The 24,952-nt window shown below is 57.8% G+C and carries 21 protein-coding genes, 2 tRNA genes and 1 riboswitch; of the genes, 17 read left to right on the top strand and 6 right to left on the bottom strand.

The features are described 5' to 3' along the window. Window positions 1-5: 5 nt before the first annotated feature. Entirely contained in the window at window positions 6-3,218 is a 3,213-nt protein-coding gene (locus HDF10_RS01260; RefSeq protein WP_183809702.1) for a TonB-dependent receptor, read from the bottom strand. Between the two features lie 422 nt (window positions 3,219-3,640). Continuing rightward, window positions 3,641-3,877: a hypothetical protein gene (locus HDF10_RS20535; protein WP_221271347.1), complete on the bottom strand. Its 237-nt coding sequence runs from the start codon at window positions 3,875-3,877 to the stop codon at window positions 3,641-3,643. 21 nt (window positions 3,878-3,898) lie between these two features. Here HDF10_RS20535 and HDF10_RS01255 point away from each other — a divergent pair, with 21 nt between their 5' ends. Beyond that, on the top strand, window positions 3,899-4,819 hold the full coding sequence (locus HDF10_RS01255) for a hypothetical protein (RefSeq protein WP_221271345.1): 921 nt from the start codon (window positions 3,899-3,901) through the stop codon (window positions 4,817-4,819). A 413-nt stretch (window positions 4,820-5,232) separates the two neighbouring features. On the opposite strand, the gene HDF10_RS01250 is transcribed toward HDF10_RS01255, so the two are convergent. Both HDF10_RS01250 and HDF10_RS01245 read right to left on the bottom strand, forming a co-directional pair. Further along, window positions 5,233-7,605: a spermidine synthase family protein gene (locus HDF10_RS01250; protein WP_183809698.1), complete on the bottom strand. Its 2,373-nt coding sequence runs from the start codon at window positions 7,603-7,605 to the stop codon at window positions 5,233-5,235. Between the two features lie 295 nt (window positions 7,606-7,900). After that, window positions 7,901-7,992: transfer RNA gene (locus HDF10_RS01245), tRNA-Ser, on the bottom strand. A 133-nt stretch (window positions 7,993-8,125) separates the two neighbouring features. On the opposite strand from HDF10_RS01245, the gene HDF10_RS01240 reads away from it, so the two are divergent. Further along, window positions 8,126-9,508 (top strand): APC family permease, encoded by a 1,383-nt coding sequence (locus HDF10_RS01240; protein ID WP_260177532.1) that lies wholly within the window; start codon window positions 8,126-8,128, stop codon window positions 9,506-9,508. 172 nt (window positions 9,509-9,680) lie between these two features. Here HDF10_RS01240 and HDF10_RS01235 read toward each other — a convergent pair whose 3' ends face one another. Continuing rightward, complete coding sequence (locus HDF10_RS01235; RefSeq protein WP_183809696.1) at window positions 9,681-10,238, bottom strand: inorganic diphosphatase; 558 nt, start codon at window positions 10,236-10,238, stop codon at window positions 9,681-9,683. Between the two features lie 139 nt (window positions 10,239-10,377). Here HDF10_RS01235 and purS point away from each other — a divergent pair, with 139 nt between their 5' ends. The 15 genes from purS (at window position 10,378) to HDF10_RS01160 (ending at window position 24,875) form a co-directional block, all read left to right on the top strand. Beyond that, on the top strand, window positions 10,378-10,623 hold the full coding sequence (gene purS / locus HDF10_RS01230; protein WP_179581391.1) for a phosphoribosylformylglycinamidine synthase subunit PurS: 246 nt from the start codon (window positions 10,378-10,380) through the stop codon (window positions 10,621-10,623). 134 nt (window positions 10,624-10,757) lie between these two features. After that, window positions 10,758-11,894, top strand: a complete 1,137-nt coding sequence (hemE, locus tag HDF10_RS01225) for a uroporphyrinogen decarboxylase (RefSeq protein ID WP_183809694.1) — start codon at window positions 10,758-10,760, stop codon at window positions 11,892-11,894. After that, a complete protein-coding gene (locus HDF10_RS01220) occupies window positions 11,891-12,913 on the top strand; it encodes a ferrochelatase (RefSeq protein ID WP_183809692.1) in 1,023 nt (340 codons plus the stop codon). The genes hemE and HDF10_RS01220 overlap by 4 nt, the downstream gene beginning before the upstream one ends. A gap of 79 nt (window positions 12,914-12,992) precedes the next feature. After that, window positions 12,993-14,405 (top strand): protoporphyrinogen oxidase, encoded by a 1,413-nt coding sequence (hemG, locus tag HDF10_RS01215; protein WP_183809690.1) that lies wholly within the window; start codon window positions 12,993-12,995, stop codon window positions 14,403-14,405. A gap of 25 nt (window positions 14,406-14,430) precedes the next feature. Then, window positions 14,431-14,605, top strand: a riboswitch (cobalamin riboswitch). 125 nt (window positions 14,606-14,730) lie between these two features. Then, window positions 14,731-15,285 (top strand): bifunctional adenosylcobinamide kinase/adenosylcobinamide-phosphate guanylyltransferase, encoded by a 555-nt coding sequence (gene cobU, locus HDF10_RS01210; protein ID WP_183809688.1) that lies wholly within the window; start codon window positions 14,731-14,733, stop codon window positions 15,283-15,285. Beyond that, a complete protein-coding gene (locus tag HDF10_RS01205; protein WP_183809686.1) occupies window positions 15,282-16,673 on the top strand; it encodes a cobyrinic acid a,c-diamide synthase CobB in 1,392 nt (463 codons plus the stop codon). The genes cobU and HDF10_RS01205 overlap by 4 nt, the downstream gene beginning before the upstream one ends. Before the next feature lie 14 nt (window positions 16,674-16,687). Continuing rightward, window positions 16,688-17,740 (top strand): nicotinate-nucleotide--dimethylbenzimidazole phosphoribosyltransferase, encoded by a 1,053-nt coding sequence (gene cobT / locus HDF10_RS01200; RefSeq protein ID WP_183809684.1) that lies wholly within the window; start codon window positions 16,688-16,690, stop codon window positions 17,738-17,740. Further along, window positions 17,737-18,501: an adenosylcobinamide-GDP ribazoletransferase gene (gene cobS, locus HDF10_RS01195; RefSeq protein ID WP_183809682.1), complete on the top strand. Its 765-nt coding sequence runs from the start codon at window positions 17,737-17,739 to the stop codon at window positions 18,499-18,501. The genes cobT and cobS overlap by 4 nt, the downstream gene beginning before the upstream one ends. Beyond that, a complete protein-coding gene (locus tag HDF10_RS01190) occupies window positions 18,498-19,085 on the top strand; it encodes a histidine phosphatase family protein (RefSeq protein WP_260177531.1) in 588 nt (195 codons plus the stop codon). The genes cobS and HDF10_RS01190 overlap by 4 nt, the downstream gene beginning before the upstream one ends. Further along, the gene (locus HDF10_RS01185; protein ID WP_183809678.1) at window positions 19,082-19,951 is read left to right on the top strand and encodes a hypothetical protein; all 870 of its coding nucleotides are present in this window, start codon (window positions 19,082-19,084) and stop codon (window positions 19,949-19,951) included. The genes HDF10_RS01190 and HDF10_RS01185 overlap by 4 nt, the downstream gene beginning before the upstream one ends. Next, complete coding sequence (locus HDF10_RS01180) at window positions 19,948-20,526, top strand: cob(I)yrinic acid a,c-diamide adenosyltransferase (RefSeq protein ID WP_183809675.1); 579 nt, start codon at window positions 19,948-19,950, stop codon at window positions 20,524-20,526. Before HDF10_RS01185 ends, HDF10_RS01180 begins: the two co-directional genes overlap by 4 nt. Further along, complete coding sequence (bluB, locus tag HDF10_RS01175; RefSeq protein ID WP_183809673.1) at window positions 20,517-21,206, top strand: 5,6-dimethylbenzimidazole synthase; 690 nt, start codon at window positions 20,517-20,519, stop codon at window positions 21,204-21,206. Before HDF10_RS01180 ends, bluB begins: the two co-directional genes overlap by 10 nt. 14 nt (window positions 21,207-21,220) lie before the next feature. After that, window positions 21,221-22,813, top strand: a complete 1,593-nt coding sequence (locus HDF10_RS01170; RefSeq protein WP_221271343.1) for a cobyric acid synthase — start codon at window positions 21,221-21,223, stop codon at window positions 22,811-22,813. Continuing rightward, window positions 22,810-23,763: an adenosylcobinamide-phosphate synthase CbiB gene (gene cbiB / locus HDF10_RS01165; protein WP_183809669.1), complete on the top strand. Its 954-nt coding sequence runs from the start codon at window positions 22,810-22,812 to the stop codon at window positions 23,761-23,763. Before HDF10_RS01170 ends, cbiB begins: the two co-directional genes overlap by 4 nt. Next, the gene (locus HDF10_RS01160) at window positions 23,760-24,875 is read left to right on the top strand and encodes an aminotransferase class I/II-fold pyridoxal phosphate-dependent enzyme (protein WP_183809667.1); all 1,116 of its coding nucleotides are present in this window, start codon (window positions 23,760-23,762) and stop codon (window positions 24,873-24,875) included. The genes cbiB and HDF10_RS01160 overlap by 4 nt, the downstream gene beginning before the upstream one ends. Here HDF10_RS01160 and HDF10_RS01155 read toward each other — a convergent pair. After that, window positions 24,876-24,952, bottom strand: a tRNA-Pro gene (locus HDF10_RS01155).

The raw sequence follows: 24,952 nt of genomic DNA, 5'->3' as shown, positions 1-24,952 counted from the left end.
CGTGGTTAGAAGGTGAGTTTCAGCGCAAATTGGTACTGGCGAGGGGCGTAGGCAGTGCTCATGGATGTGATCTTGCCGAAGTTGGAGCCGCCGAGTGATGCGTTCGGGGTAGCGAAGTTAGCCATGTTGAGGATGTTGAAGGACTCGGCTCTGAACTCGAGATAATAGCGCTCGCGGATTGGGAAGGTCTTGAAGAGAGACAGATCGAGGTGCCGGTAGTGTGGCCCATAGAGAGCGTTGCGACGCTCGTTGCCGACGGTGCCGGTAGACTGTGCCGCAAAGGCAGCAGGGTTGAAGAACTCGTTGACGGTGGGGGTGGAGACGCGAGGGCTGCCAATGCGGTCGGGACGATCGGCGTTGTTGGCGCCGGGGTTGGTGTTGCTGACGTCGCTGGAGTTGGTGATGCTGAAGGGAGTTCCTGTGTTCCAGACGCCGATGGTATTGAGCTGCCAGCCCTTGAGGGCAAGAGCTCTAAGACCTGAAGCCGTTTTGCCGAAGGGCAGCTCATAGTTGATGGTGCCGGCAAAACGATTGCGGATATCGAGCGCGCTGTTGCCGTAGTCGAGAGTGTCGACGAGGTTGGGAACACTGCCGTACCCGCCAGCACCCTCTTCACTGAGGCCGGTGGAGTTATCGAGGCTGTGGGCGAGCGTGTAGTTGATGTTCATGGTGAGGCCATGACTCAAGCGACGCTCGACTGAGGTCTGGAGGGAGTGGTAGGAGGAGACGCCCCCGGTCTGGAAGTAGCCGATGACGCCGACGTTGGGGAGCTTCGAGACATAGGGCCGAAGCGGGGTGTAGCAGGTGGCATTGGCTCCGCATGTGTTCGGCGGCGGGGCGTTGAGGTCCGGCAGCAGTTGAGCGAGTTGACGGCCGAGGAGGCCTACGTAGCTGACCGTATACACGTTGCCTGCGGCCTCTTTCTGGACCGTGAGGTTGAACTGCTGCAGGTAGCTGGTGCGGAAGTGCGGGCTGACAGCATCTGGAATCGAAGAGCCGGGATTGCTGATATTGGTCGGCGTAGGCACCGGGAAGCCATCGATGAACTTGGTAAAGCCCGGCCCGCAGCTGAAGAAGCCGCAGGAGCTTACGGTCGAAACAAAAGGTGGATTCTTGAGGTTAGCGTTCGATGTGGTGTTCATCGGGACGTAGCCGATACCGTAACCACCGCGAACGACCAGATTTTTGGCAAGGGTGAGGGCGAAGCCGAGGCGCGGGGCAAGACCATGCCAGTCCGATTGGATACCTGCGGTGTTCGAGACGCCGTCGACGCCGGCTATCTGCAGCGTACCGTTCGCGGGATTGAAGGTGGAGATGTTGTTATTGATCTCTGTGTAAGGGGTGAAGTGGTCGTAGCGCAGGCCCGCATTGATGGTGAGGATCTTCGAGGCATGCCAGTCATCCTGGATATAAACGCCAGTCTCCGAGACGCGGAGATGAGGAACGACGAGCTGAAGCGATCGCTGGGTGTTGAGATAGTTGCCTTGGATCAGGCCCGGGTAGTCGAGGAAGATCCAGAGTCCTTCCGGGTAGCTGCTCTGGAAGGAAGTGAGCTGACGACGGATGAAATTTCCGCCGATCTTGAAGTTGTGATCGCCGTGGGTGTAGGTGAGGGTGCCGAGATACTGGAAGGTGTTGTCCTGATCCTTCAAAGGCTGGAAGAGGACGCCTCCAAGACTTGCACCGGTGACGACCACAATGGGCGCAAGTCCGGTGGAATCGCTGATGGGAGTGTTGACGTTGGGCTGGCCGATGGCTTCATTCGGGTTGGTGCCGTCCGCATTGGGGAAACTCTGGTTGTCGACACGGGTGTAGGCAGCTTTGAGTTCGAGCAGCAGATTGGTGTTGAAGATGTGGACGTAGTTGAGCGAACCAGTGTAGGCGAGATCCTTGGCGGAGCCGAGGCCGTTCCCGATGAAGCTCGGATTGATTGTGATGCCGGCGATGGTCGCGTCGGGGAAGGGACCGGGCGAGTTGGTGGAGACGTTGTTGTAGGCGAAGCGGGCGTAGAAGGTGTTTTTGGGATTGAAGATCTGATCGATACGCGCGTCGAAGTCATGACTGTACTGCGTGTTCTTATAGCCGGACGTATAGGTGTTCGGGCCGTTGTTAGGGGCCGGGAAGAGTCCGAAGTAGGCGATCCCGGCTTTATCGAAGTCTGCAGGGGCGATGACGGGGCCGCCAGTGTCCGAGAAGTCTCCGGGGTGCTGCTTCTCATAAAGCGTGGGAACGATCAAGGACTGAGGCGCTGTCCCGGCGATCTGGCGATAGCCTTCGTAGTCGCCGAAGAAGAAGGTCTTGTCTCTGAAGATGGGTCCGCCAAGACTGCCTCCGAACTGGTTCTGACGGAGTTCGTTCTTGGGCAGCTTATTGCCGAAGTTGTAGGTAGAGGCGTCGAAGATGTCGTTGCGGAAGAACTCGAAGGCAGAGCCGTGGAACTGGTTAGACCCGGACTTGGTGATGATATTGATGATGCCGCCGCCAGTGCGGCCGACCTCAGCGGTATAGGTGTTGGTCTGGACACTGATCTCGGCGATGGCTTTAAGCGAGGGACGGACAGCGACGGTGCCGATGAGGCGCTCGTTGTTGTCCGCGCCGTCGATCATCTCATTATTAAGCACGTCGGACTGTCCGTTGACGGACAAGGAGGCCGACTGACGGCGATCGTCAAGCTTGCTGCCGTTTGTGAGGCTGTCAGGAGGACCTTCGTTGACGCCGGGCGCAAGCTGAACAAGCTGGACGAAGTTGCGTCCGTTGAGCGGCAGGTCCTGAGTCTGCTTCGCATCGATGGTGTGGGAGAGAACGGAGCTATCGGTGTGCAGTTCGGAGGCTTGCGCGTTGACAGTGACCGTCTCAGTGGCGGCGCCAATCGTGAGTTGCACATTGACGCGAATACGGTCGCCAGCCGAGAGCGTAATGGATGGAACGGCATAGCTCTTGAACCCGGTCGCGGTGGCACTGATGGAATAGTTACCCGGATTGAGCAGGTTGGCGACGAAGTCTCCGCTGCTGCTGCTCTTGACGACGTGGGTCTCGTGGGTGGCAAGACTTACGATTGTGACCAAGGCGTCGGGAACTACGGCACCAGTCTCGTCCATGACGGTGCCGAGGATGTCGCCTGTGGTCTGTTGCGCCTGAGCTGTAACGGCGGCCAGAGAAAATAGCAGCCCTAAGCCCAGGAAGATCCTCCGAAAAATAACAGCCCATCCCTTTATCATTTGATATCCCCTTCAATCTCCGCGACGCTTTGGGAACGGCGCGCGCCCAGATCTCTGGACCAGCGAATCCTCGTCGCCAGGATGGGCGAGGGCAAGTACGATACCGTAATTTCATTGGGGTTTTTGGGGGTAAAGAGGGGAGAGTTCCGGAGAGGCCAGCCTACTGCTGAAAGGAAATAGTTCTGGACAATTGGCTCTATGGGTACGTAGCATACCCCCCACAAGAAATAAATGAGTATTAAACGGGTCCAGATAAGAAGGTTGGCATGAAAAGCCTTGCCGAGCCACCGAGTTCCATTGTTCAGGAACCGTTGCTGGACACTGTCACTCCCCAACAGACCAAGCCAGATGCCTCGGTTGTCCGTGAAGAGCTGGAACGAGTTCTTTCTAGTCATCACTTTCAGACAAGCAAGCGCTGTCAGTCATTCCTGCGCTACGCGGTGGAGGAGACTCTCTCTGGTCGCCAGGATTTGAAAGAGCGATCGATCGGGATCGAAGTCTTCGAGCGGAATCCAACTTACGATACGAACCTCGACCCTGTTGTGCGAATGACTGCCGGAGAGGTCCGCAAGCGACTGGCGCTCTACTATCAGGGTGTCGCGGGGGACTCTGGACTGCGTATTGAACTCCCTGTGGGCTCCTATGTCCCGCGTTTCCAAGTGACTCCTGTAAGTCCTCTTTTGCCGGACGCCATCGTCGATCAGGTTCTGAGCGTGGCTCCCGAGGTTGCGGATCCTGGGATAGAGGGGGTAGAGAAAGCGACTGAACCTCTTGCTCAAACAACCCAACCTCAACGCAGGCTCGGCGCAGTGGCTTGGGCCGCTGTTCTTCTGCTTCTTTTGGTCGGCCTGGGAAGATGGGCAGTGTTACACCGCGTCGCGCATCCACCACCTGCACCGATCGATCAGTTCTGGGAGCCCGTGCTTGCCTCAACCAATCCGGTTCTGATTTCGATAGGGCAGATTCGACCAAAGTATGCCCAGGTTGAACCCAACCATCTTCGGAGTTCGATCGCCGGACCGATGGTACTCGGAAAAGAGGGATATCCCAGAGAGATCGCCGTCACGGTGCTGGGAGATTCCATTGCTATGACGAACATCGCTGCTTTGCTTAAAACGCATGGCAGACAATTCAAAATCCATGCAGAGTCGACGACTTCGTTCGCTGACCTTCAACAAGGCCCTTCCGTGTTGATTGGAGCCTTCAACAATGACTGGACCATTATGTTCACGAACCCCCTGCGATTCCACTTCGATGTTGATTCGAAAGGTGGGACATGGATTACAAACCGCGAACATCCTGAAACGAAGATAGGCGACCTCAGTCACCTGACCCAGTTTTCGGATATGAAAGAGGATTACGGCGTCGTAGTCCGCATGCTTGACCCTCGAACCAAGCAGATAGTCGTCATCGCGGCGGGGCTTACACCCTACGGCACACAGTCCGCAGGTGAATTTGCGACAGATCCAGCTTCCATCGCGGAGCTTTCCCGGCGAGCCCCATCTGACTGGTCTCACAAAAACTTGGAGATTCTGATCAAGACTGACCTCATTGACGGGGAAGCAGGTCCTCCACAGATCGTAGCCAGCACTTTCTGGTAGTCGCGCCGCATACATCGAGCACACGTTAGTTCAAGGGTCGGCCCAAAAAAGTTCAAGGGTCGGGCATGCTTGACGAAGGAGTACGCGGCTTCGCTCTCGATTCACAAAACGCTGTTGCGCTCTGGAAGAAGAGCGAAGAGATGATTGGCGAGACCTTCGCATAAACGGTGAAGAGTATCGGCTGACCCCTCGCCATGTGCGAGGGGTTTGTCGTTTCTACCTAACTTTGCGGTACGGACAAAGCCGTGGCGCCGGAGTGGAGTTGTTTGGTTTGCTGGAAGCGTTTGAGGCCGGTGGGCATGGCTGTATTGGCAGTTACATCCCACCCTTCGCAAAGAGCGCGAAGGATGGGGCACCCGAGATTTGTTGTTTGTTTGCGAGCTAAGGGTGGGGCATCTGGCTTGGGGATCTTGTTAAACGCCGCGGGGAAGCTCGCCTTCGAACTCAGCAACAGGAACGCTTGACGCGATTCCCTGTCTCATTCGTAACAGAGCAAAGGCTGCCGGGATGAGCAGGAGATAACAGAGTGCAGATAAAAGCATGGTCACATGAATGCCCAGTGCCATACTGAACATCACACCCAACACCGACGCCAGAACGCCGGTTGCGCCATTGATTCCCCAAAACCACGGGGTTGGTTGCCGGTCTACTGCTTCGACCAGTCGCATGCCAGTAGGAAAGGCAAAGCCGAGCAGAAAGCCGAGCGGCGTGATGACGGCCACCGAAATTACTATCCGCACCAGACGGTCCTGACCGGTGGTGTGCTGAAAGATGATGGGTAGGATCTGGCCCAAGGCCACCAGGTAGGCGACGACAAGAATGGCCCATGTCTGCAACTTGCCTCGTGAGTCCAGCTTCAGCCGGTCTGATGTCAGGCTGCCCAGGCCGGAGGCCAGAATGAGGCTGAAGAGGCACACACTTAAAGAGTAGATGGGATGGCCGAGATAGATGCTGAACCGCTGCAGCAGGGCGATCTCGGCCAGCATGAAGCCCATGCCAATGAGCGAAAAATAAAGGCTACCGGCAACGGCGAGGGGTAATGGACATGCGCTGGCCGCATCTTTGAGAGGCACCAGGATGGTGGCGATGACCGCCAGGATCGAGATAAACAGAATCATGATGAGTACCGCTGACGCCGTCAGATTGCCGAGTACGACGCCAACGCCGAGAGTCTTGTGGAAGAAACGTTCTGCTGCGCGCGGGATACTGAGGAAACGGAGCTGATTGAAGAAAAACGGCCGGTTATCGGTGGCCACGCTGAGGTCCAGAAAGGTTTCATCCACTACGTGATCCAAGGAGGCGCGATCGTGGCTCTCCGTGATCGCGCGCAGAAGCGGAGACTGCGGTGGCTGGTCAGGCGCAAGCACTACGTCGAAGCCGAGGCTGCGCACTGTCTGATGCAATATACGCAGCTGCTCCGGAGTGAAGGGCTTCTTCGATAACACAAGGGTGGCGATTTTGCCGGCGCTGGCGACGAACATCTGCGGGCGGGCATCCTTGACACCGGAGTCGAGGAGGATGGCTGTCGCCAGCCCGATCATCCTTCCGGTTTCGTCAATATTGCCGGGGCTGTACCAGCGACTCACGGTAAAGATGCCGTCATCGTTGAGTGTTCCGAAGAAGGCGTGCCAACCCTCAAGCGTGTAGAGTCCGTTTTCGCTGAGGCTGAAGGCTCCGGCTCCGGTTGCCGCCCAGGTGTCGATCATGCTCATCTGTACGAGATCGAATTTTTCGTCTGTGCTTGCGAACCAGCTACGGGCATCGTCGACATGGAGTTTCAGATTTGGCACAGCAGTCACATTGCTAAAGTTCTTATAGAACGGATTCTTTGTAAGGAGATTGATGAAGATGGGATTGAGCTCCACTCCTGTGATGTCGGGAACCCCAAAAAAGTGAGCCGTCATCAGGTCGCGGCCGCCGCCAACTCCAATGACCGCAGATTTGCGGATACCAGGAAGGCGGTAAGCCAGGCTAGTCAGATCGTATTGCAGGAAAGAGATGGAGTCTGGCGTTCCATCGTAGTGGGACATGGGAGTGCTTGCCGCGCCATCGATATTCAGTTCCGCCTGCATAATACGCGTATTCCCCGAAAGGGCAGGGGAGACGCTCCACATGTCAGGGAAGTGCAGTGTTGGAGAGCTTGCGACGATTCGGGAATAGGAGTTCCATTTCTCGTATACGCCCAGGGCGTAGGTCTCAAAGCTGTTTTTCACCAAAATGGGACGCATGCCGACAGGCGCGATTGAATTGAGTATCGCGAACACCATGAGCGCGATCGTGATGGGAATTGGACGACGCCACCAGGACCTTGATTCCAACCGTTGCCGATCTTCGGAGGGGGCGCTGGCGGCGAATGCTATAGCGGACAGACCGCATACGGCGCCGGATGCGATCACAGCGGTCGGGCCATCCAGAAGATTGAGGAGCAGAATGACTCCCAGGCAGCCGAACGAAGCGCCCAAGAGGTCGACTCCGTAGACCTGTCCGGTGGGGAATGGGCTGCGGGTCAACGCCAGACTGACCACAACCCCCGCGAAGGCGTAGGGGATGGCCATGAAGATCAGAAGCAGACTCCACGAAACGACGGTGGTAAGCGAAAGCGAAATAATGGTGATGAGGCAAAACTGCACCATGACCGATGCAGGCATAGCCACTGCCGTTGCGAGGGCGAAGTTGGTCAGGGTAAGGGACAGCGAGTCGGATTCAAATCGCTCGCGGCGCAGATAGACCCAGACCGCGCCGACGGTCATGCCCAGCATGGCTACGCTGATCGCGAAAAAAGCCATGTAGTACCAAGCGATCACTGAAAGGATTCGCGTTTGGATGATCTGAAATGTAAGCAGTGAAAAAGTGAGGAGAAATACTCCGAAGAGGAATGGGCCTTTGCGCATGGAACAGGAAGAATTCAGGGGAGCCTCCAGCAAATTCTCTTCAAGTGCGTTTGTACGACGCAGTCTAACAGGAAAGGCTATGCGGAGTTGTCGAGAAGAGAAGCGTCGGGGTAAAAGCACGAAACCCCAGCATTTGCTGAGGTTGTGATAATTCCTTTGGATGTGCTTGGATGTCCTAAAAACAAGATTATGGCGGAGAATGGGGGATTCGAACCCCCGATAGAGCTTTCGCCCTATAACGGTTTAGCAAACCGCCGCCTTCAGCCACTCGGCCAACTCTCCGTCTGTGTTGCGGTGAGCATCTGCCTCTCGGCGATGCCCGGCTGAAGAGAATTATAGCAAGTCAGCTAGTCAGCGGGTTAGCGAGTCAGCAACTTCGTGGCATGACGACGCTTGGGGACTATATAAAGGCTGAATGGCGGTGGGGCGGGTGGGTTTGCGGCGAGCGGTGGCGGGTGGGGGGAAGATGCGGCTGCTGCCGTTAATTGCCGCGACCTACTTTATGGTTTCGGGTGGGCCGTATGGGCTGGAAGATGTGATCGGCATGGCGGGATATGTGCGGGCGCTGCTGCTGCTGCTGGTGATTCCGGTGGTGTGGAGTCTGCCGACTAGTTTAATGGTGGGGGAGCTGGCGGCAGCGATTCCGGAGGAGGGTGGGTATTACCGGTGGGTGCGGCGGGCGATGGGGGAGTTCTGGGGGTTTCAGGAGGCGTGGCTGAGCCTGGCGGCGAGCGTGTTCGATATGGCGATCTACCCGACGATCTTTGTGCTGTATATGGGGAGGATGGAACCGGCGTGGACGGCGGGGTATCGCGGGACGGCGTGGGCGCTGGGGGTGGTGGTGGTGTGCATGGCGTGGAATCTGCTGGGCGCGCGGGCGGTGGGCGAGGGGTCGGTGGGACTGTTCTGCGTGCTGCTGTCGCCGTTTGTGGTGCTGACGGCGGTGGGGTTGTGGAAGGGGCTGATGGGTGCGCATGGGTTGGCGGGCATGGGTGGTTCGGGGATGGGCGGGGGCTTGGTTGGGACAGGGTTGCCTCGGGCGGATTGGGCCGGGGCTGTGTCGGTGACGCTGTGGAACTATATGGGGTGGGACAACGCGTCGACGGTGGCTCAGGAGGTGGAGGAGCCGCAGAGGAACTATCCGCGGGCGATGCTGTTGGCGACGGGGCTGGTGGCGCTAACGTATGTGCTGCCGCTGGCGGCGGTGGGGCTGGCGGGGATTCCGGCGGCTCGGTTTTCTACGGGGGCGTGGGTGGATGCGGCGAGGGAGCTGGCGGGGCCGTGGTTGGCGGTGTGCGTGGTGCTGGGCGGGATGATCAACGGTGGGGGGATGTTCAATGCGCTGATGATGAGCTACACGCGGGTGCCGTATGCGCTGGCAGAGGAGGGGATGCTGCCGGAGGTGATGGAGCGGAAGAACAGGTGGGGTGTGCCGTGGGTGAGTTTGGCGGTGTGCTCGGTGGGGTGGGCGTTGGCGCTGCGGTTGTCGTTTGAGCGGCTGATCTCGATTGACCTGGTGCTGTATGGGGCGGCGCTGATGCTGGAGTTTGTGGCGCTGGTGGTGCTGCGAGTGAAGGAGCCTGAGTTGGCGAGGCCGTTCAAGGTGCCGGGTGGGGTTTTGGGGGCGGTGGGGATGGGGGTTGGGCCGGGGGGTCTGATCGCGTTTGCGCTTTGGGCGGCGCGGGGAGAGCGCGTGGCTGGGCTGCCGGCGCTGGAGTTTGCGGGGATTGTGGCGGCGGCGGGGCCGGTGGTTTATCTGGCGGCGCGGATGGTGCGGCGGGGGCGTTTTGCTAGCTGACGGGTGTGGCTAAAGGCGCTTGTCCTGCCGGACGGGCCCACTTCGCTAGGCCACCCCGCAAACGAAGACTTGTTTGCGGGGACCCCGGTTCGGGCGGTCACTTCGTGACTTGTGTACCGGTCTCGGCAGGATGTGGGCTTGGGCCCTCCCGTTGGTCGGGATCTGGGCTCGGCTATTTCTTTGGGACTGGCTTGGGGATGGGAGTGACCTTGTTGTCGAGGAAGCGCTGCTGGGCTTCGAGGACCTTGTTGCGGGCGAAGGAGGCGTCGCGCCAGCCTTTGACTTCTACTCGCTTGCCTTCGAGGTCCTTGTAGATGGCGAAGAAGTGGGTGATCTCCTTGAGCATGTGGGGATAGATCTCGGAGAAGTTCCAGACGTCTTTGTAGCGCGGATTGTCCTGGCCGACGCAGAGGACCTTCTCGTCGCCGAGGCCCTGGTCGAGCATCTCGAGGACACCGATAGGGCGGACCTGCATGACGCAGCCGGAGAAGCTGGGGGTGTCGACGAGGACGAGGCAGTCGAGGGGGTCACCGTCGTCGCCGAGGGTGCTGGGGATGAAGCCGTAGTCGCCGGGATAGTGGACGGGGGAGTAGAGGTTGCGATCGAGGCGGAAGACGTGGAGCTCTTTGTCGTACTCGTATTTGTTGACACCCTCGTAGGGAATCTCGATGACTGCGTTGATGACCTCGGGGCTGTGAGGCCCTACGGGGAGTTCCAGGTAGTTCGTCATAAAGGCTGGGATCTCTTCTCTTGTCCAACAAAAATTTAGGCGGCGGTCGGCGTTGTGTTTCTGTGGCCGAGCTTGCCTTGGCGGAGGTTCGTGACCTCGATTGAGGACGAAGGCTGCACCTTGTCTATAATCAGACAAGATGAAGGCTCATGTCTATGTCACGCTGAAACGAACGGTGCTGGATGCCCAGGGGCAGACGGTTGCAGATGCATTGCGGCGGATGGAATATCGCGGCGTTGCCGATGTGCGGCAGGGGAAGTATTTCCTGCTGACCTTGGAGAATGGATTGGAACAGAGCGCCGCGCAGGCCGAGGTGGAGCGGATTGCGCGTGAGGTGCTGACAAACCCTGTGATTGAGGAGTTTACGTTCCGGCTTGAGGCCTGAGCGCAGGCTTTTTGGGGCGATAGTCGACGATAAATTGACGTGATTTTTTCGGGGTCATGAACAGCTGGAGCTGATGCGAGTTCGCGTGGCGAGCCATGGGTGCTAGGCTTAAAAGGTTATAGAGGACGAGCCTTTTGAGTGATGCGATTGTGGAAAGTGCGGCAGTGAATTCTGTCGATGCGGGTTCGGGCCGCAGCAGATTTGTGCGGGCGTGCCTGCGTCGTCCAGTGGACAGGACGCCGGTGTGGTTTTTGCGGCAGGCAGGGCGGTACATGCCGGAGTATATGGCCGTGCGGAAGCACCATTCGCTGCTGGAGATCTGCCGGACGCCGGAGATTGCGGCCGAGGTGACAATTACGGCTGCTGAGCGGCTGGGCGTGGATGCTGCGATCATCTTTGCCGATCTGCTGCTGCCGTTTACGCCGATGGGGCTGGACTTTGAGTTTGTTGCGGGCGAAGGGCCGGTGGTTCATACGCCGATGCGGACGCTAGAGCATGTAAAGGCGCTGCGGACCGATCGCGTGGAGGAGTTGCAGTACGTTGCGCGGGCGATCGAAAAGGTTGCGAAGCACTTTGCCGCTCCGCGTGCCGATGGGGATGAGTTGGGAATCATAGGATTCTGCGGTGCTCCCTGGACGCTTGCTGGATACATGATTGAGGGCGGCAAGCAGGGTGGCGGGGACCGCAACTACATCGAGACGAAGAAGATGATGTACTCCGATGGAGCCGCATGGTCGCTGCTGATGGAGAAGATTGTTACTGTTTTAGTTGCTTATGCGCAGCAGCAGGTGGAGGCAGGCGCGGATGTGATTCAGGTCTTCGATAGCTGGGTGGGAAAACTGAGCGTTCGAGACTATCGGCAGTACTGTCTGGGCTGGACGACGGAACTGGTCGAGCGCATCAAGACACTTGGAGTGCCGGTGATCTACTTTGGCGTGGAGACTGCTTCCCTGCTGCCGGCGATGAGTGAGACGGGAGCGGATGTGATTGGGTTGGATTGGCGGACGCCGCTCGATGCCGGCTGGAAGGCTGTGGGCGCGGGCTGCGCGGTACAGGGGAATCTTGATCCGATTGCGCTGTTTGCAAACGAAGAGGTGTTGAAGGAGCAGGTGCGCGAGATTCTGGCTGCTGCTGGTGGACGGCCGGGACACATCTTCAATCTGGGCCACGGCATCGTGCCTGGGACGCCCGTCGAAAATGTGATCCGCGTGGTGGAGTGGGTCAAGGATCTGAGCAAAGAGCTGAGCGCGGTGGGAGTGACACGACGATGAGCTCTGAGACAGGTAAGAGCGCGGTACTGCTGCTGGCACATGGAACGCCGGACATGCTGGGCGAGATGGCCGAGTATCTGAACAAGGTGACCGGTGGCCGGGCGATGCCGCAGGAGGTTGTGAAAGAACTTCAGCATCGGTATGCGCAGATTGGGCTGCAGGAGGCGCCTGGGTTGGAGCCTCCGCCGCTGACGAAGTGGACGATGGTGCAGGCACATATGCTGGAGCACGTGCTGGGCTCGGGCAAGGTGTATGTCGGCATGCGCAACTGGCATCCTTATATTGCGGACACAGTCGCAGAGATGCGGCGGGATGGGGTGACGCGGATCAAGGCCGTGTGTCTAGCTCCGCAGAACTCTCGTACCAGCGTGGGACTTTACCGGAAGGCTGTGCTCTCTGCCGCGACTGGTATTGAGGTTGAGTTTGTTGCTGGATGGGCGGACAGTCCGCTGCTGGCAGAGGCGTTTGCCGAGAAACTGCGGCCGGTGTGGGCGGAAGCCTGCGCTGAGTCGGGACAGCGGGTGCCTGTGTTGTTTACCGCGCACAGCGTGCCATGCCGAACGATTATGACCGGTGAGGCTTCAATTGCGGGAGCAAGGCCGGGAACTCCGGTGCAGGATTCGCCGGACCCTTATCCGGTGGAGGCCAAGCGCACTGCACAGATGGTGGCGGAGCGGATGTCGGCAGTCGGTTTTCGCGAGAACGATTGGTACTTTGCGTTTCAAAGCCAGGGAATGAGCGGAGGACCGTGGATTGGACCTACGGTGGAGGACACGCTCAAAGCGATCAAAGCCGAAGGGCACGTGGGTGTGGTGATGCAACCGGTGGGGTTTCTCTGCGATCACGTGGAGATTCTGTACGACGTCGACATTGCTTTTCGTCAGAAAGCCATCGAGCTGGGGCTGAAGTTGTGGCGGGCGGAGAGTCTGAACGACTCCCCGGTGCTGGTGGAGGCGTTTGTGGATGTGGTCACCGGTAAATATAAGGCGACCGTCGATGAGGTGATGGTTCCGGCGTAGGTATAGGCTGTCTTGAGGGCCGAAGGCGGAGGCTGCTCTCCGCTCTTTTTATTGGCAGATGTTTTTCTGGAGAGAGAAAATGAAGCGCGTTGCGATCGTTGGCGGTGGAGTCGCAGGGCTGGCGGCGGCATATGAGCTGGCGCGGCAGGCTCGCAACGGCGCGTCGCTGCAGGTGGTGTTGTTCGAAGCCTCGACGCGGCTGGGTGGAATCATCGAGACGGTACATGAAGGTGAGTTCGTCATTGAGTGCGGACCCGATGCGTGGGTGACGGAGAAGCCGTGGGCGCGTGAGTTGGCAGAAGAGCTTGGCATGGGTGATGAAGTGATGCCTTCCAACGATGCCACGCGGAAGACCTATGTGCTGGTCGACAAGAAGCTGCAGGCGATGCCGGACGGTATGCGGATGATGGTGCCGGTCGATCTCGATGCGCTGGATGCTTCGGAGCTTTTTAGCGCGACGGCGAAGCTGGCTTATCACGAAGAGGTGGGGCGCGCGGAGCAGTTGCGGGCGGACGCTCCTGACGAGGACGAGAGCATCGCGGAGTTTGTTCGGCGCCACTTTGGGGAAGAGGTGCTGACGAAGATCGGTGCGCCTTTGCTGAGCGGTGTGTTTGGCGGCGATTTAACGAAGTTGAGTGTGCGTGCCGTGATGGCTCCCTTCGTCGCGATGGAGCGAGAGCACGGCAGCCTGATCGTCGCACTGCGGGCGCGTGATGCGGGAGCGAAGAAACACTCAGTGTTTACTACACTGCGCAGCGGTATGGGAACGCTGGTGGATCGTATGATCGCGGCGATTCCTGAAGACTGGATTCGGCTGGCTGCCGAAGTGCGATTTGTGTCGTACGGCGACGAAGGGTGGCTGGTGGGAACAGCTCGCGGTGTGGAACGGTTCGATGCCGTGATGATGGCTGCTCCTCTTGATGTTGCTTGCTCCTTGCTGAAGCCGGTGGACGCGGAGATGGCTCCGTTGATGGAGATGGAGGCAAGCTCTGCGGTGGTGGTGGCATTTGGATTTCCTGACGCGGCGAGGTTTCCCGTTCCGCCTGGATTTGGCTTTCTGGTGCCCCCGGGCTCCGATAGTCTGCTGCTTGCGGCGACCTTTGTCGATCAGAAGTTTGAAGATAGGGTGCCGCCTGGTGGGCGCTTAGTGCGAGCCTTCTTTGGTGGCAAAGCTGCCGAACGGCTGATGCGATGCGGTAACGATGAGACTGCCGCAGTGGCGCGGATGGAGCTGGCGAGGATTCTGGGGCCGTTGCCGGAGCCTCAGGTGACCGTGGTTCGGCGATGGCCGCGGAGCCTCCCGCAGTATGCCGTCGCGCATCTGGAACGGATGAAGAGGCTCGATGAACGAGTGAGTGCACTCGATGGACTATCGCTGCTTGGCAACGGATATCGCGGCGTAGGCGTGCCCGATCTAATTCGGGATGCTCGGGTTGCGGCGAGGAGAATCGTTGGTAAGAGCGAAAGTCTCACCGGGGTCGCGGAGTTGTAAAGATTTGACCCGGCGGGGTGACCGGGATAGTCTTTTCTACACTGGTGTTGGGAAGACGGTGTGAATCCGTCGCTACCCCGTAACTGTAAGCGCTGAGAGTTTTGACGATTGGTACTAAGCCACTGGGATTTGTCCTGGGAAGGTGAGTCAAAGCTCGATGAGGCGTAAGTCAGGAGACCTGCCGGTGGCCGACCAGGCTTGATTCAGCTTCGCTGGGAGAGCTGGAGAGCATTCTCGCTGACTGCAATAGGTCTGCCCGAGCGCTGCCTAAAATTCATCCCGCTCTGCTCGATTGCTTCGAAAGATGCCGGGCAAGGAGCTAACGATGCAGGAGATGCGCCAGAGTTCCGTGACACTCGTTCTTGGCGGCGTTCGCAGCGGCAAGAGCCGTTATGCGCAACAACTTGCAGAGCGGGAGAGCCGCGTAATCTTTGTAGCGACGGCGAAGGCTTCGGACGACGAGATGCGGAGGAAGATCGAACGGCATCGCGAAGAGCGGTTGGCGGAGTGGACTACCGTGGAGGAGCCGCTGGAGTTGGTTCAGGTATTGACGCAGCGTGGACCCAGCTGCGATGTGATGGTGGTGGATTGCCTGACGATCTTCGCGGCGAATCTGCTTGAGGCGGAGGGCGACGATCAGGGTGCTGTGGATCGGCGCGTTGAGGCTTTATGTGCGGCATTGCGGTCGGCTAGTTGCTCGGTTGTGCTGGTTTCAAATGAGGTGGGCAGCGGAGTGGTGCCGGCGTATCCGTTGGGGCGGCGTTATCGCGATCTGCTGGGCGAGATCAATCAGAGCGTGGCGAGAGTCGCCGATGATGTGGTGCTGATGGTAGCTGGACTGCCGCTTGCCTTGAAGGGACACCTCGAGGTTACTCTGTGAGAGGGCTGTTGATTTCGGGCGCGGCTAGCGGCGTGGGGAAGACTACAGTTGCGCTTGCGATTATGGCGGGCCTGCGACGACGTGGACTTGCAGTGCAGCCGTTCAAATGTGGGCCCGACTTTCTGGATACCGGACATCACACACGAATATGTGGGCGAAAGGCTCGTAATCTTGATACGTGGATGCTGAGCGAAGGGGCGAACCGCAGTGTTCTGCGTGATACAGCACGGGGCGCGGATGTTCTGGTCGCTGAAGGCATGATGGGCTTGTTCGACGGGAAGAGCGGGAACACCGAAGCGGGGAGCACCTCGGAGATTGCCAAACTGCTGAAGCTGCCGGTGGTGCTGGTGGTCGATGCGGCTAAGACTGCGCGAAGCATCGCAGCGGTGGTGCTCGGCTTTGAGATGTTCGATCCCGAGTTACGGCTTGCGGGTGTGATTCTGAATCGGGTTGCGACAGAGAGACATTACGAGATGCTGCGGGCGGCGATTGAGACCAACTGCAGGACAAAGATTCTGGGTTGGCTGCCGCGAGATCAGACGATCGCGATTCCTGAGCGACATCTTGGCTTGCGGGGTGCGGCAGAAGCTGCGATTGGTGAGGATGCTGCGATCGATACACTGGCTGCGCTTGCGGAAAAGTTCTTCGATCTGGATCGCTTGCTTGAGCTGCAGTGTGGTTTGGAGCTGAACGAGGATCATGATTTCGGCGTGAGGCGTTCGCAATCAGAAGAAGGTGTGCGAATCGGCGTGCCGTCTGATCACGCTTTCTCGTTCTACTACGAGGACAATCTGGACCTGCTGCGCGAACAGGGAGCCGAGATCGTTTGGTTCAGTCCACTGCACGACAGGTGTCTTCCAGCCAGACTGGACGGGCTGTATCTAGGAGGAGGATATCCCGAACTTCATGCAGAAAAGTTGAGCAGCAATCGTGGGATGCTCGAGGATGTTCGCGCTTTCGCTGCTTCGGGGAGACCGGTCTATGCGGAGTGCGGCGGGATGATCTATCTGTCCAGGAGCCTCAGCACCAACGATGGGGAGACGTATACGATGGCTGGCGTGCTGCCGCTGTCAATGCAGATGACCGACAAGCTCGTGCAGTTCGGATACGTCACTGTTGAGTTCACGGAAGACTGTCTGCTGGGCGTGAAAGGAACCACAGTTCGCGGGCATAGCTTTCACTATTCATGCCTTGTGTCACGTGGAGAGGTGGCAACAACTTATCGGGTGCAGTACTCCATGTCTGGGAAAGAAGAACTTGAAGGATTTCAGCAGGGCAATGTGCTGGCCAGCTATGTTCATCTGCACTTGCGAGCGAATCTCACCATCGCGAGAGATCTTGTCGCTGCCATGCGACGAGCGCGCCCACTGCAGACGGTGGCGCGGTGAGCGACTCTAACGTCATGTCGACAATTGAGCCCACCAGCGAGCAATGGCTGGCAAAGGCACGAGCGCATCTCGATACTTTGACCAAGCCGCTGGGCAGCCTTGGCCGGTTGGAAGATTTTGCGGCGCAGATGGTGTCGATTCGACAGCTGGGGTATACGGAGCCGCTACGCAAGGCTGTCTACATCTTTGCTGCCGATCATGGGATTACCGCTGAGGGCGTCAGTGCGTATCCAAGCGAAGTGACGCGACAGATGGTGCTTAACTTTCTTGCTCATGGTGCGGCTATCAATGTGCTTGCGAAGCTTCATGGCGTCGAGATGCATGTAGTCGATGTGGGCGTTGATGCGGACTTCGATCTGATCGACGGCCTGCTGCAGCGCAACGTGCGCAGGGGAACACGCAATATGATGCATGAGCCCGCGATGAGCAGCGACGAGCTGACGGAAGCTCTTGGTGTTGGACTTGACCTTGCTGACGATTCGAAGGCGAAGGGACACAACCTGGTCGCTGTCGGAGAGATGGGAATTGGAAATACCACGGCTGCGAGCGCCATCACGTCTCTGCTTACCCGGAAACCGGTTGAGTTCACGACCGGCATAGGAACCGGCCTGAACACCGAGGCGTTGCAGCACAAGCGCCGGATCATCGAAGCGGTTTTGCAGAAGCACTTCGGAGAAGCGGGAGGCGACACTCTGCCTGATCCCGTCGATGTGCTCCGTATCGTCGGCGGACTGGAGATCGCCGCGATGACAGGTTTCATACTCGGCGCAGCGCGGCATGGAATCGCGGTAGTCGTCGACGGCTTCATCTCGACGGCTGCTGCTGCGGTTGCCTTTGCGTTAGTGCCGCAGGTGCGCGGCTATCTTTTTGCTGGACATCAATCCGAAGAGCCAGGGCACCAGATACTGCTCGACTATCTGGAGTTGAAGCCAATTCTCGAGTTGAATATGCGCCTCGGCGAAGGCACTGGCGCAGTCCTGGCTATGCCGATCCTCGAGTCCGCGATGTGCCTCTACAACCAGATGGCGACATTCGAATCTGCTGGTGTGAGCGAGGCTAAGGATTGACCGCAGCAGGACAGATTCGGAGGTTTGGCGAAGAGCTCGTGGTCGCCTTTCAATTTCTTACGCGAATCCCCATGCCTGCGATTGCGTTCGAGTCCGATTCCCTCTCGCGCGCCGTCAAATTCTTTCCGCTGGTTGGATTGATCGTCGGGGCAGGAGCTGTGCTACTGCAAAAGCTGCTGATAACGCACCTGACTCGCCCACTCGCCGCGCTGGTCGTGCTGACTTACCTCGTGCTGATTACCGGCTTTCTGCACGAAGATGGCCTTGCTGATACTGCAGACGGTTTCGGTGGCGGCTGGACGAAGGATCGGGTATTGGCCATCCTGCGCGACAGCAGGATTGGAAGTTATGGTGCAACCGCTCTTGTCCTGTCGTTGCTGGCGCGTTATCTACTGCTGTCTTCGATACCGATGGAGCACTTTGCCGCATACGTCATCTCGGCCCACGTGCTCTGCCGATGGAGCTCCCTTCCGCTGAGTTATTTTCTTCCCCCTGCTCGAGAACAGGAGGGACAAGGTGCGCGCATCGCTCGACTCACATCCCTCCCTTCGCTGTTGTTCGGTTCACTCGTTGCTGCCGGGATAGTGATCTTCGCTCTTCGAAGAGCCTCCATGCAACCTCTTCTTGTCTCTCTCGTTATAGTGATATTGAGTGGTTGGTTCTACTATCGAAAGATCGATGGCGTGACTGGAGATTGCTTCGGTGCAACCAATCAGCTCACCGAAATCGCGGTTTACTTTTGTGGGATATGGATCGCATGAGCGAGATACTCTTCGTTCGTCATGCAGAGACAGATATGGCGGGGACCTTCTGCGGCCACTCCGACCCTGAGGTTAATGCGCTTGGTCGTGAACAGATCTCCGAGTTGATCCACAGACTTCAACATGAGAATATCGACGTCGTTTACACGAGCGATCTGCGCCGCGCCGTGGCGACCGCCAACGCAATCGCCGAGGCATTCGGAGTCGGATGCCATGCGCGTCTGGCACTGCGCGAGATCGGCTTCGGGACATGGGAGGGGCTTAGCTGGCAGGAGATTGAGCAACGGGATGCGGTTTATGCTCGTCGCTGGATAGCGGAATATCCAATGCTGCCGACGCCTAATGGGGAAGCTTTCAGCGACTTTGAACGACGTGTGTTGAGAGAGGTAGAGTTCTTGTCCACGGAGGCTGCGGAGCAAAAGATCGCGGTTGTGACGCACGCGGGAGTGCTGAGAACCGTGCTGTGCTCGCTGAACAACTGCAGTCAGGACGATGCCTGGAGGCAGACCAAGACTTACTGTGCGATCGTTCGACATACTGTTGCACCATCGCTCCAGGCGCAGAGCATAGGAGCGCGCTCATGACTTCCCGTAAGGTTGATGTACATGAGTTGATAGCCTGGGGTTTGGATGAGTACTCCTACCGCGACGACGCCGCAGGTTTCGATTCGATGGAGTTAGATGCCCGAATCGGACAAGCAAGCGCGAGATTAGCCGAACGTGATCGTTACACAAGTGCCAGCGCCTTGCTCGACCAAGAGACACGAGACATTCAACCTTTGTTCGCGACGGCAACGCAACGCGAAGACTTACTCTTGGAGTATCGGGGCCTCGACTGGACGCTGGGCGTGGTCGACCTGCGCCTTCTGCTTGCATTTCAACGCAGGTTGATCTTTAGTCCGTCGCAGCAAGTTTCGACCATACCAGTGCAAGGTGATTGGCCCGGATTGATCTCACTCGCAGTCGGCTCACAACGAAGCACCGAGCATGTTCTGGTTCGTAACGGCAGCGATATTGACCGCTTGGATATTGGTCTGCATTCGAGCAATCCTGACCTGCAGCTACGATTGACTCCGAAGACGAGCGGATGCGGAGCTTTGCCACTTTCGCTTTATGGCGGCAGCCCTTTCTTCGAAGTAGCAGAGTTTCGCGGACGGTGGTTTTTGCGCGATGGCTATCATCGCGCCTACCATTTGTTGCAGGCGGGAGTAAATCGCATTCCCGCAGTGGTGATCTATGCCCGGAGCATCGAGGAACTTGGCGCGACCGCCTCATGGTTTTTTGATGAAGAGCAGCTGTTCTCTGACCGCCCTCCACAGGTCAAGGATTTTCTTGATAGCGGCATGATCCTGAGCTACGAAAGAACTGCTCTTCGCAAAGTCATTCGTATTCGTGTGGAAGAGTCGCTGGAGCCATTTGACGAAGTTCAAGAACAAGGGGAGAGACTATGAGCATCGCAACAAAACGAGGAGATGGCGGCCAGACTGGACTGGCCGGCGGGATTCGCATCTCGAAGGCTGACTTGCGCGTTGAAGCTTACGGGACGGTCGACGAGTTGAACTCGACTCTAGGCTTTGCCCGAAGCATCTGCACGAACAAGGAGATCCATGACTGGACCGAGACGATTCAACGCACGCTGTTTCGAGTGGGGTCCGCGCTGGCTACTCCGCCGGAGAGCAAGAAGAGCCCACCGTCTGTTTTGACCGAAGACGTTGATATGCTGACCAATCTGGTTCATCAGATCGAGGCGACCGAAGGCATACTCTCCGACTGGTCTTTGCCTGGTGCGCACACCGAGTCTGCCGCTTACGAAGTTGCTCGCACGGTTTGCCGGCGCGCAGAGCGAAATGCGGTTCGACTTGCGAACAGTGGCGTGGAGATTAAGCCTGAAATACTCTCGTACCTCAACCGACTGTCAGATGTAATCTGGCTCTTTGGGCGACTCATTGAAGTAAAGGCGGGCGTAGATGCGCGGTTGCGCAGCGGCGACACTGCTGGACCGAAGTGGTCAAGGGCATGGAAATGACGAAGGCTACAGGCTTCGACGAGAGTGAGCGAAACGCCGTTTACCGGGCTATTCGCGAGCGGAGAGATGTACGCCGCGGCTTTCTACCGGAGCCTATTCCAAACGAACTGTTATATCGGCTGCTTGAAGCCGCACACAACGCACCTTCCGTTGGCCTGATGCAGCCATGGCGATTCATCGTCGTGCGCGAACTCGCCGTGCGTCAAAAGGTCCACCAGATCTTTCTCGATGCCAACAAACAGGCACTCGCGAGCTACGAGGGAGAAAAACAACAGAGCTATGCGGGGATGAAGCTCGAAGGCATACTCGAAGCACCACAGAATCTGTGCATCGTGTGTGATTCGCAGAGCAGCCAGGGGCACCAGCTAGGGCGACGCACGATGCCTGAGACCGCAATCTACTCGGCTGTCTGCGCAATTCAGAATCTGTGGCTCGCCGCAAGAGCCGAGGGCATTGGCGTTGGCTGGGTGAGTATTCTCGAGCCAACTTTGTTACGCGAAGCTCTGAAGATTCCCGGCCATATCATCCCGGTGGCTTATCTGTGCCTGGGATACGTCGATGCGTTTGCGACAGAGCCGGATCTGGAGCGCGCAGGATGGGAGACGAGAACGCCTCTGAAGAACGTGCTCTCGCTGGATGAATATGACAGCAGCTGGGACAAAGGACGGCCGGCATCGTGAGAGCGCGAGCAATCATGGTTTTGGGTACGGGCTCTCATGTCGGCAAGTCGTTATTGACTGTTGCTCTATGTCGCGTCTTCGCGCAACACGGTTATCGCGTTGCTCCATTCAAATCGCAGAATATGTCGTTGAACTCTGCAGCAACTATTGAGGGTCTCGAGATCGGGCGCGCGCAAGCGTTGCAGGCGGAGGCCGCCGGAGTTGCCCCGTCGGTCCACATGAATCCGATTTTGATCAAGCCGTCGGGCGATCAGTCTTCCCAGGTGGTTGTGCGCGGCAGGATCTGGGGACGTGTCACGGCAGCGGACTATCATCGGCGGCGCATAGAAGAGTTGCTGCCGGTGGTATGCGAGAGCTATGATTCGCTGGCCTCTCAGTACGACGTGATCATTCTCGAGGGCGCCGGATCGCCCGCGGAGATCAATCTTAAGCAACATGACATTGCGAACATGCGAATGGCAGAGATGGCTGATGCCAGCTGTCTGCTTGTTGGGGATATAGATCGGGGAGGGGTCTTCGCGTCGCTGCTGGGGACGCTGGAACTGCTGGAGCCCGACGAGCGGCGGCGGGTTCGTGGATTCGCGATCAATAAATTCCGCGGCGATGCAAACCTCTTAGAGCCCGGCATACGAATGATGGAAGAGCGTGTGAACAAACCATGCCTCGGTGTAGTTCCCTATCTGACTTCTCTCATGCTCGAAGAGGAAGACAGCCTGGGTCTGCCTGTGTCGGCTCAAACTCAGTGGACGGGAGAGCAGATTGCAGACCGATCGACTGATCGCGCTTTGCGGATCGTTGTGATTGCGCTCCCCTCTTTTTCGAACTTCACTGACTTCGATTCTTTGCGCGCGGAACCATCTGTATCTCTTCTGTTCTGTCGCACAGCAGAGGCAATCGCACACGCTGATGTAGTCATTCTGCCTGGCAGTAAGCAGACCGTAGATGACCTGTTGTGGATGAGAAGTTCAGGGTTGGATGTCGCTATAAAGCGATACGCGCAGAGAGGTCTTGTTGCAGGTATCTGCGGTGGCATGCAGATGCTCGGCAAGGCAATCAGCGACCCTTCCGGGATGGAGCACAAGGGATCGGTTGCGGGTATGGGTTTGCTGCCTATCAGCACCGTCATGCATACCGAGAAGGTGACCCGAAATGCGAAAGGCGAGGTAGAGGTTGCGGTTCTCTTCGGGCAACCCATTACTGACAGCCGGCTCGCAGGATATGAAATTCATATTGGACACACTGACTATGAGATTGGAGCAAAGCACTTCTCGACTCTCTCCTCTGAGAACGGCTCGTCCAGCAGAAGCAGAGATGGCTGCGTCAGCGCTGACACACGCGTCTTCGGCACCTATCTCCACGGAATCTTCGACGATGACAGCTTCCGTCATCAGTTTCTCAGTGCCGCTCGCGGGTTTCACAAGCTCTCCGCACCGACGAAGATGAATCCATGGAAGCAACTTCGGGAAGACTCCCTGAATAGGCTGGCGCGCGAGGTAGAAAGCTCGCTTGATATGAAAGAAATCTTCGAATGGGTGGGCCTGCCTTACGAGGTCCCTCCTCCGGAAGACGCATCCCCGCAGCGTCGAGGTTCTGGTGTGGCGCGATGAGTCGTCGAAGTGTTCTCGCAGCAGCATATTTGTTCGACTGGGTGGCCGGCGATCCTGAATGGTTCCCTCATCCCGTTCGATTGATTGGCAAAGGCATAGAAGGGGGAGAGTTAATTCTACGAAGGCCTGGACAGACTCCCGCAGTTGAGCTTGCCGCTGGTGGAGTGCTGACCTTTGGCATAGTCGTTGCGACGTATCTAGCTACGGCAAAGACGATTGTCTTGGCGCATAAAAGGGACCGGCGGCTGGGATTCGCGGTGGAGATGCTGCTCGCATGGACGTGCCTTGCATCGCGCAGTCTGCACAACGAAGCTTCCGCTGTCATCGACGCTATGGAGGAAGGCGACAACATTCTAGCGCAACAGCGGCTGGCACGAATCGTCGGTCGCGATACTCAGGCACTCGACCAGCATGAGATCAGCCGCGCGGTAATCGAGACCGTTGCAGAGAGTAGCTCGGATGGCGTCGTCGCGCCGCTCTTTTACATGGCTATCGGAGGGGTTCCGCTTGCTATGGCCTACAAGGCGATCAACACTCTCGATTCGATGATCGGCCATGCAGATGATAGATATTTTTACTTCGGAAAGATCGCAGCGCGGCTCGATGATGTGACCAATTTTGTACCGTCACGATTGACAGCCCTGGGCATAGCGGCAGCAGCCACCGTAGAAGACGCGAATCCTGCGGCGGCGCTTGAAACATGGCGACGCGACGGCATGAAACACAAAAGTCCGAATGCCGGACAGCCAGAGAGCGCCATGGCGGGTGCGCTGCGTGTTCGGCTGGGAGGGAAAAATTACTACGCTGGTGAGCCAATGGCAGCGCCTCTGCTTGGAGCGGATTTTCCGCCGCCTGATGCGCTCAAGGCAAGACAGGCAATCAGGATTGTCGCAGTCGTCTCTGCCGTTGCAGCAGCTGCTGTACTGTTACTGCACAGGGGACGAAGATGAAGAATCCTCCGCAGGTTTTCTTGCCGGCACACGGTGGGCAACTCCGTCTGATCGCTGCGCGATATGGAGTTCCGGCCGAGAAACTTATTGATTTCAGCGCCAACATCAACCCGACTGGTCCTCCTCCGTCGGTGCTTGCGGCTCTAAATCGAGCCTTAGCAGACCCCACCACGCTGACAGCATATCCCGACCTTGAACTCACCGAGCTCAAGAAGATACTGGCGAAAACTGCGAAGATCTTGCCAGAAAACATCGCCGTGGCGAATGGCTTCGTACCGCTGCTCGAAGCCGCTCTGCGTTCGCTCAGGATTGCACGTTGTCTTCTGCCTGTGCCCTCGTTCAGCGAGTATCGGCGCACGCTCGAGAACGCCGGCGTCGAGGTCGTTCCATACTGCCTCTCTCAGGAAAATAGTTTCTCGTACGCTCCGGACTCCGTGTTGCAGGCTGTGCTGGAAGAGGGGTGCGACGCAATCCTGCTGGCGAATCCGCAGAATCCTTCTGGCGTACTTTGCGAAGCCGAGAGGCTGCGATGCCTCGTGGATATGGCCGCAGAGCATGGAATCAAGGTGCTGCTTGATGAAGCTTTCATAGACTATGTTCCAGCACAGTCCCTCACGCAGACTGCCACCGAACTCGAGAATTTGGTTGTGTTCCATTCTGTCACAAAATTTTTTGCCATCCCCGGATTACGCGTCGCCTATGCCGTCAGCAGTGCTTCCTCAATAGACGATCTGAATCGCAGGCTTGCGCCCTGGCCAGTTACAACTTTAGCCTCGAGTGCGGTCTGCGCTGCTTTGCAGGACGACGCTTATGCGGAGGACACTCGCAGAAAGAACTCCCTGCAACGAAACTGTCTGGTGCGGGAACTCGCTCGCCTGAAGATCATCACATATCCCTCGAGCACGAACTTCCTGCTGTTACGATTTTCCGCGGAGGTGGACGTCTCGCTGCTTTGGAAAAAGATGATCGTTGAACACCAGATCGTGCTTCGTTCCTGCATCAACTTTGAAGGACTCGCAGCAGGTCACCTGCGAATCGCAGTCCGTTCCGAAGCAGACAATGAGAAATTGATTCGCGGTCTGGAGGGAGCGCTCTGCCGAGCGAAAGAGTAATGGTCGGGGCGGAGGGATTCGAACCCCCGACCCTCTGGTCCCAAACCAGATGCGCTACCAGACTGCGCTACGCCCCG

Source organism: Tunturiibacter empetritectus (genome assembly GCF_014201375.1).
GTDB lineage: Bacteria > Acidobacteriota > Terriglobia > Terriglobales > Acidobacteriaceae > Edaphobacter > Edaphobacter lichenicola_D.
Note: the sequence above shows the minus strand (reverse complement) of the source record. Positions and strands in the feature narration are given on the sequence as shown.

Excerpts from the sequence above, each read along its gene's own strand:
- HDF10_RS01235 (WP_183809696.1), bottom strand. The coding sequence starts at position 10,238 with ATGACGAACTACCTGGAACTCCCCGTAGGGCCTCACAGCCCCGAGGTC.
- HDF10_RS01260 (WP_183809702.1), bottom strand. The coding sequence starts at position 3,218 with ATGATAAAGGGATGGGCTGTTATTTTTCGGAGGATCTTCCTGGGCTTA.
- hemG (WP_183809690.1), top strand. The coding sequence starts at position 12,993 with ATGAAGCGCGTTGCGATCGTTGGCGGTGGAGTCGCAGGGCTGGCGGCG.
- cbiB (WP_183809669.1), top strand. The coding sequence starts at position 22,810 with ATGAGTCGTCGAAGTGTTCTCGCAGCAGCATATTTGTTCGACTGGGTG.
- HDF10_RS01185 (WP_183809678.1), top strand. The coding sequence starts at position 19,082 with ATGACTTCCCGTAAGGTTGATGTACATGAGTTGATAGCCTGGGGTTTG.
- cobT (WP_183809684.1), top strand. The coding sequence starts at position 16,688 with ATGTCGACAATTGAGCCCACCAGCGAGCAATGGCTGGCAAAGGCACGA.
- HDF10_RS01160 (WP_183809667.1), top strand. The coding sequence starts at position 23,760 with ATGAAGAATCCTCCGCAGGTTTTCTTGCCGGCACACGGTGGGCAACTC.
- cobU (WP_183809688.1), top strand. The coding sequence starts at position 14,731 with ATGCAGGAGATGCGCCAGAGTTCCGTGACACTCGTTCTTGGCGGCGTT.
- HDF10_RS01220 (WP_183809692.1), top strand. The coding sequence starts at position 11,891 with ATGAGCTCTGAGACAGGTAAGAGCGCGGTACTGCTGCTGGCACATGGA.
- HDF10_RS01190 (WP_260177531.1), top strand. The coding sequence starts at position 18,498 with ATGAGCGAGATACTCTTCGTTCGTCATGCAGAGACAGATATGGCGGGG.
- bluB (WP_183809673.1), top strand. The coding sequence starts at position 20,517 with ATGGAAATGACGAAGGCTACAGGCTTCGACGAGAGTGAGCGAAACGCC.
- HDF10_RS01250 (WP_183809698.1), bottom strand. The coding sequence starts at position 7,605 with ATGGCTTTTTTCGCGATCAGCGTAGCCATGCTGGGCATGACCGTCGGC.
- HDF10_RS01180 (WP_183809675.1), top strand. The coding sequence starts at position 19,948 with ATGAGCATCGCAACAAAACGAGGAGATGGCGGCCAGACTGGACTGGCC.
- HDF10_RS01240 (WP_260177532.1), top strand. The coding sequence starts at position 8,126 with ATGGCGGTGGGGCGGGTGGGTTTGCGGCGAGCGGTGGCGGGTGGGGGG.
- purS (WP_179581391.1), top strand. The coding sequence starts at position 10,378 with ATGAAGGCTCATGTCTATGTCACGCTGAAACGAACGGTGCTGGATGCC.
- HDF10_RS01170 (WP_221271343.1), top strand. The coding sequence starts at position 21,221 with ATGGTTTTGGGTACGGGCTCTCATGTCGGCAAGTCGTTATTGACTGTT.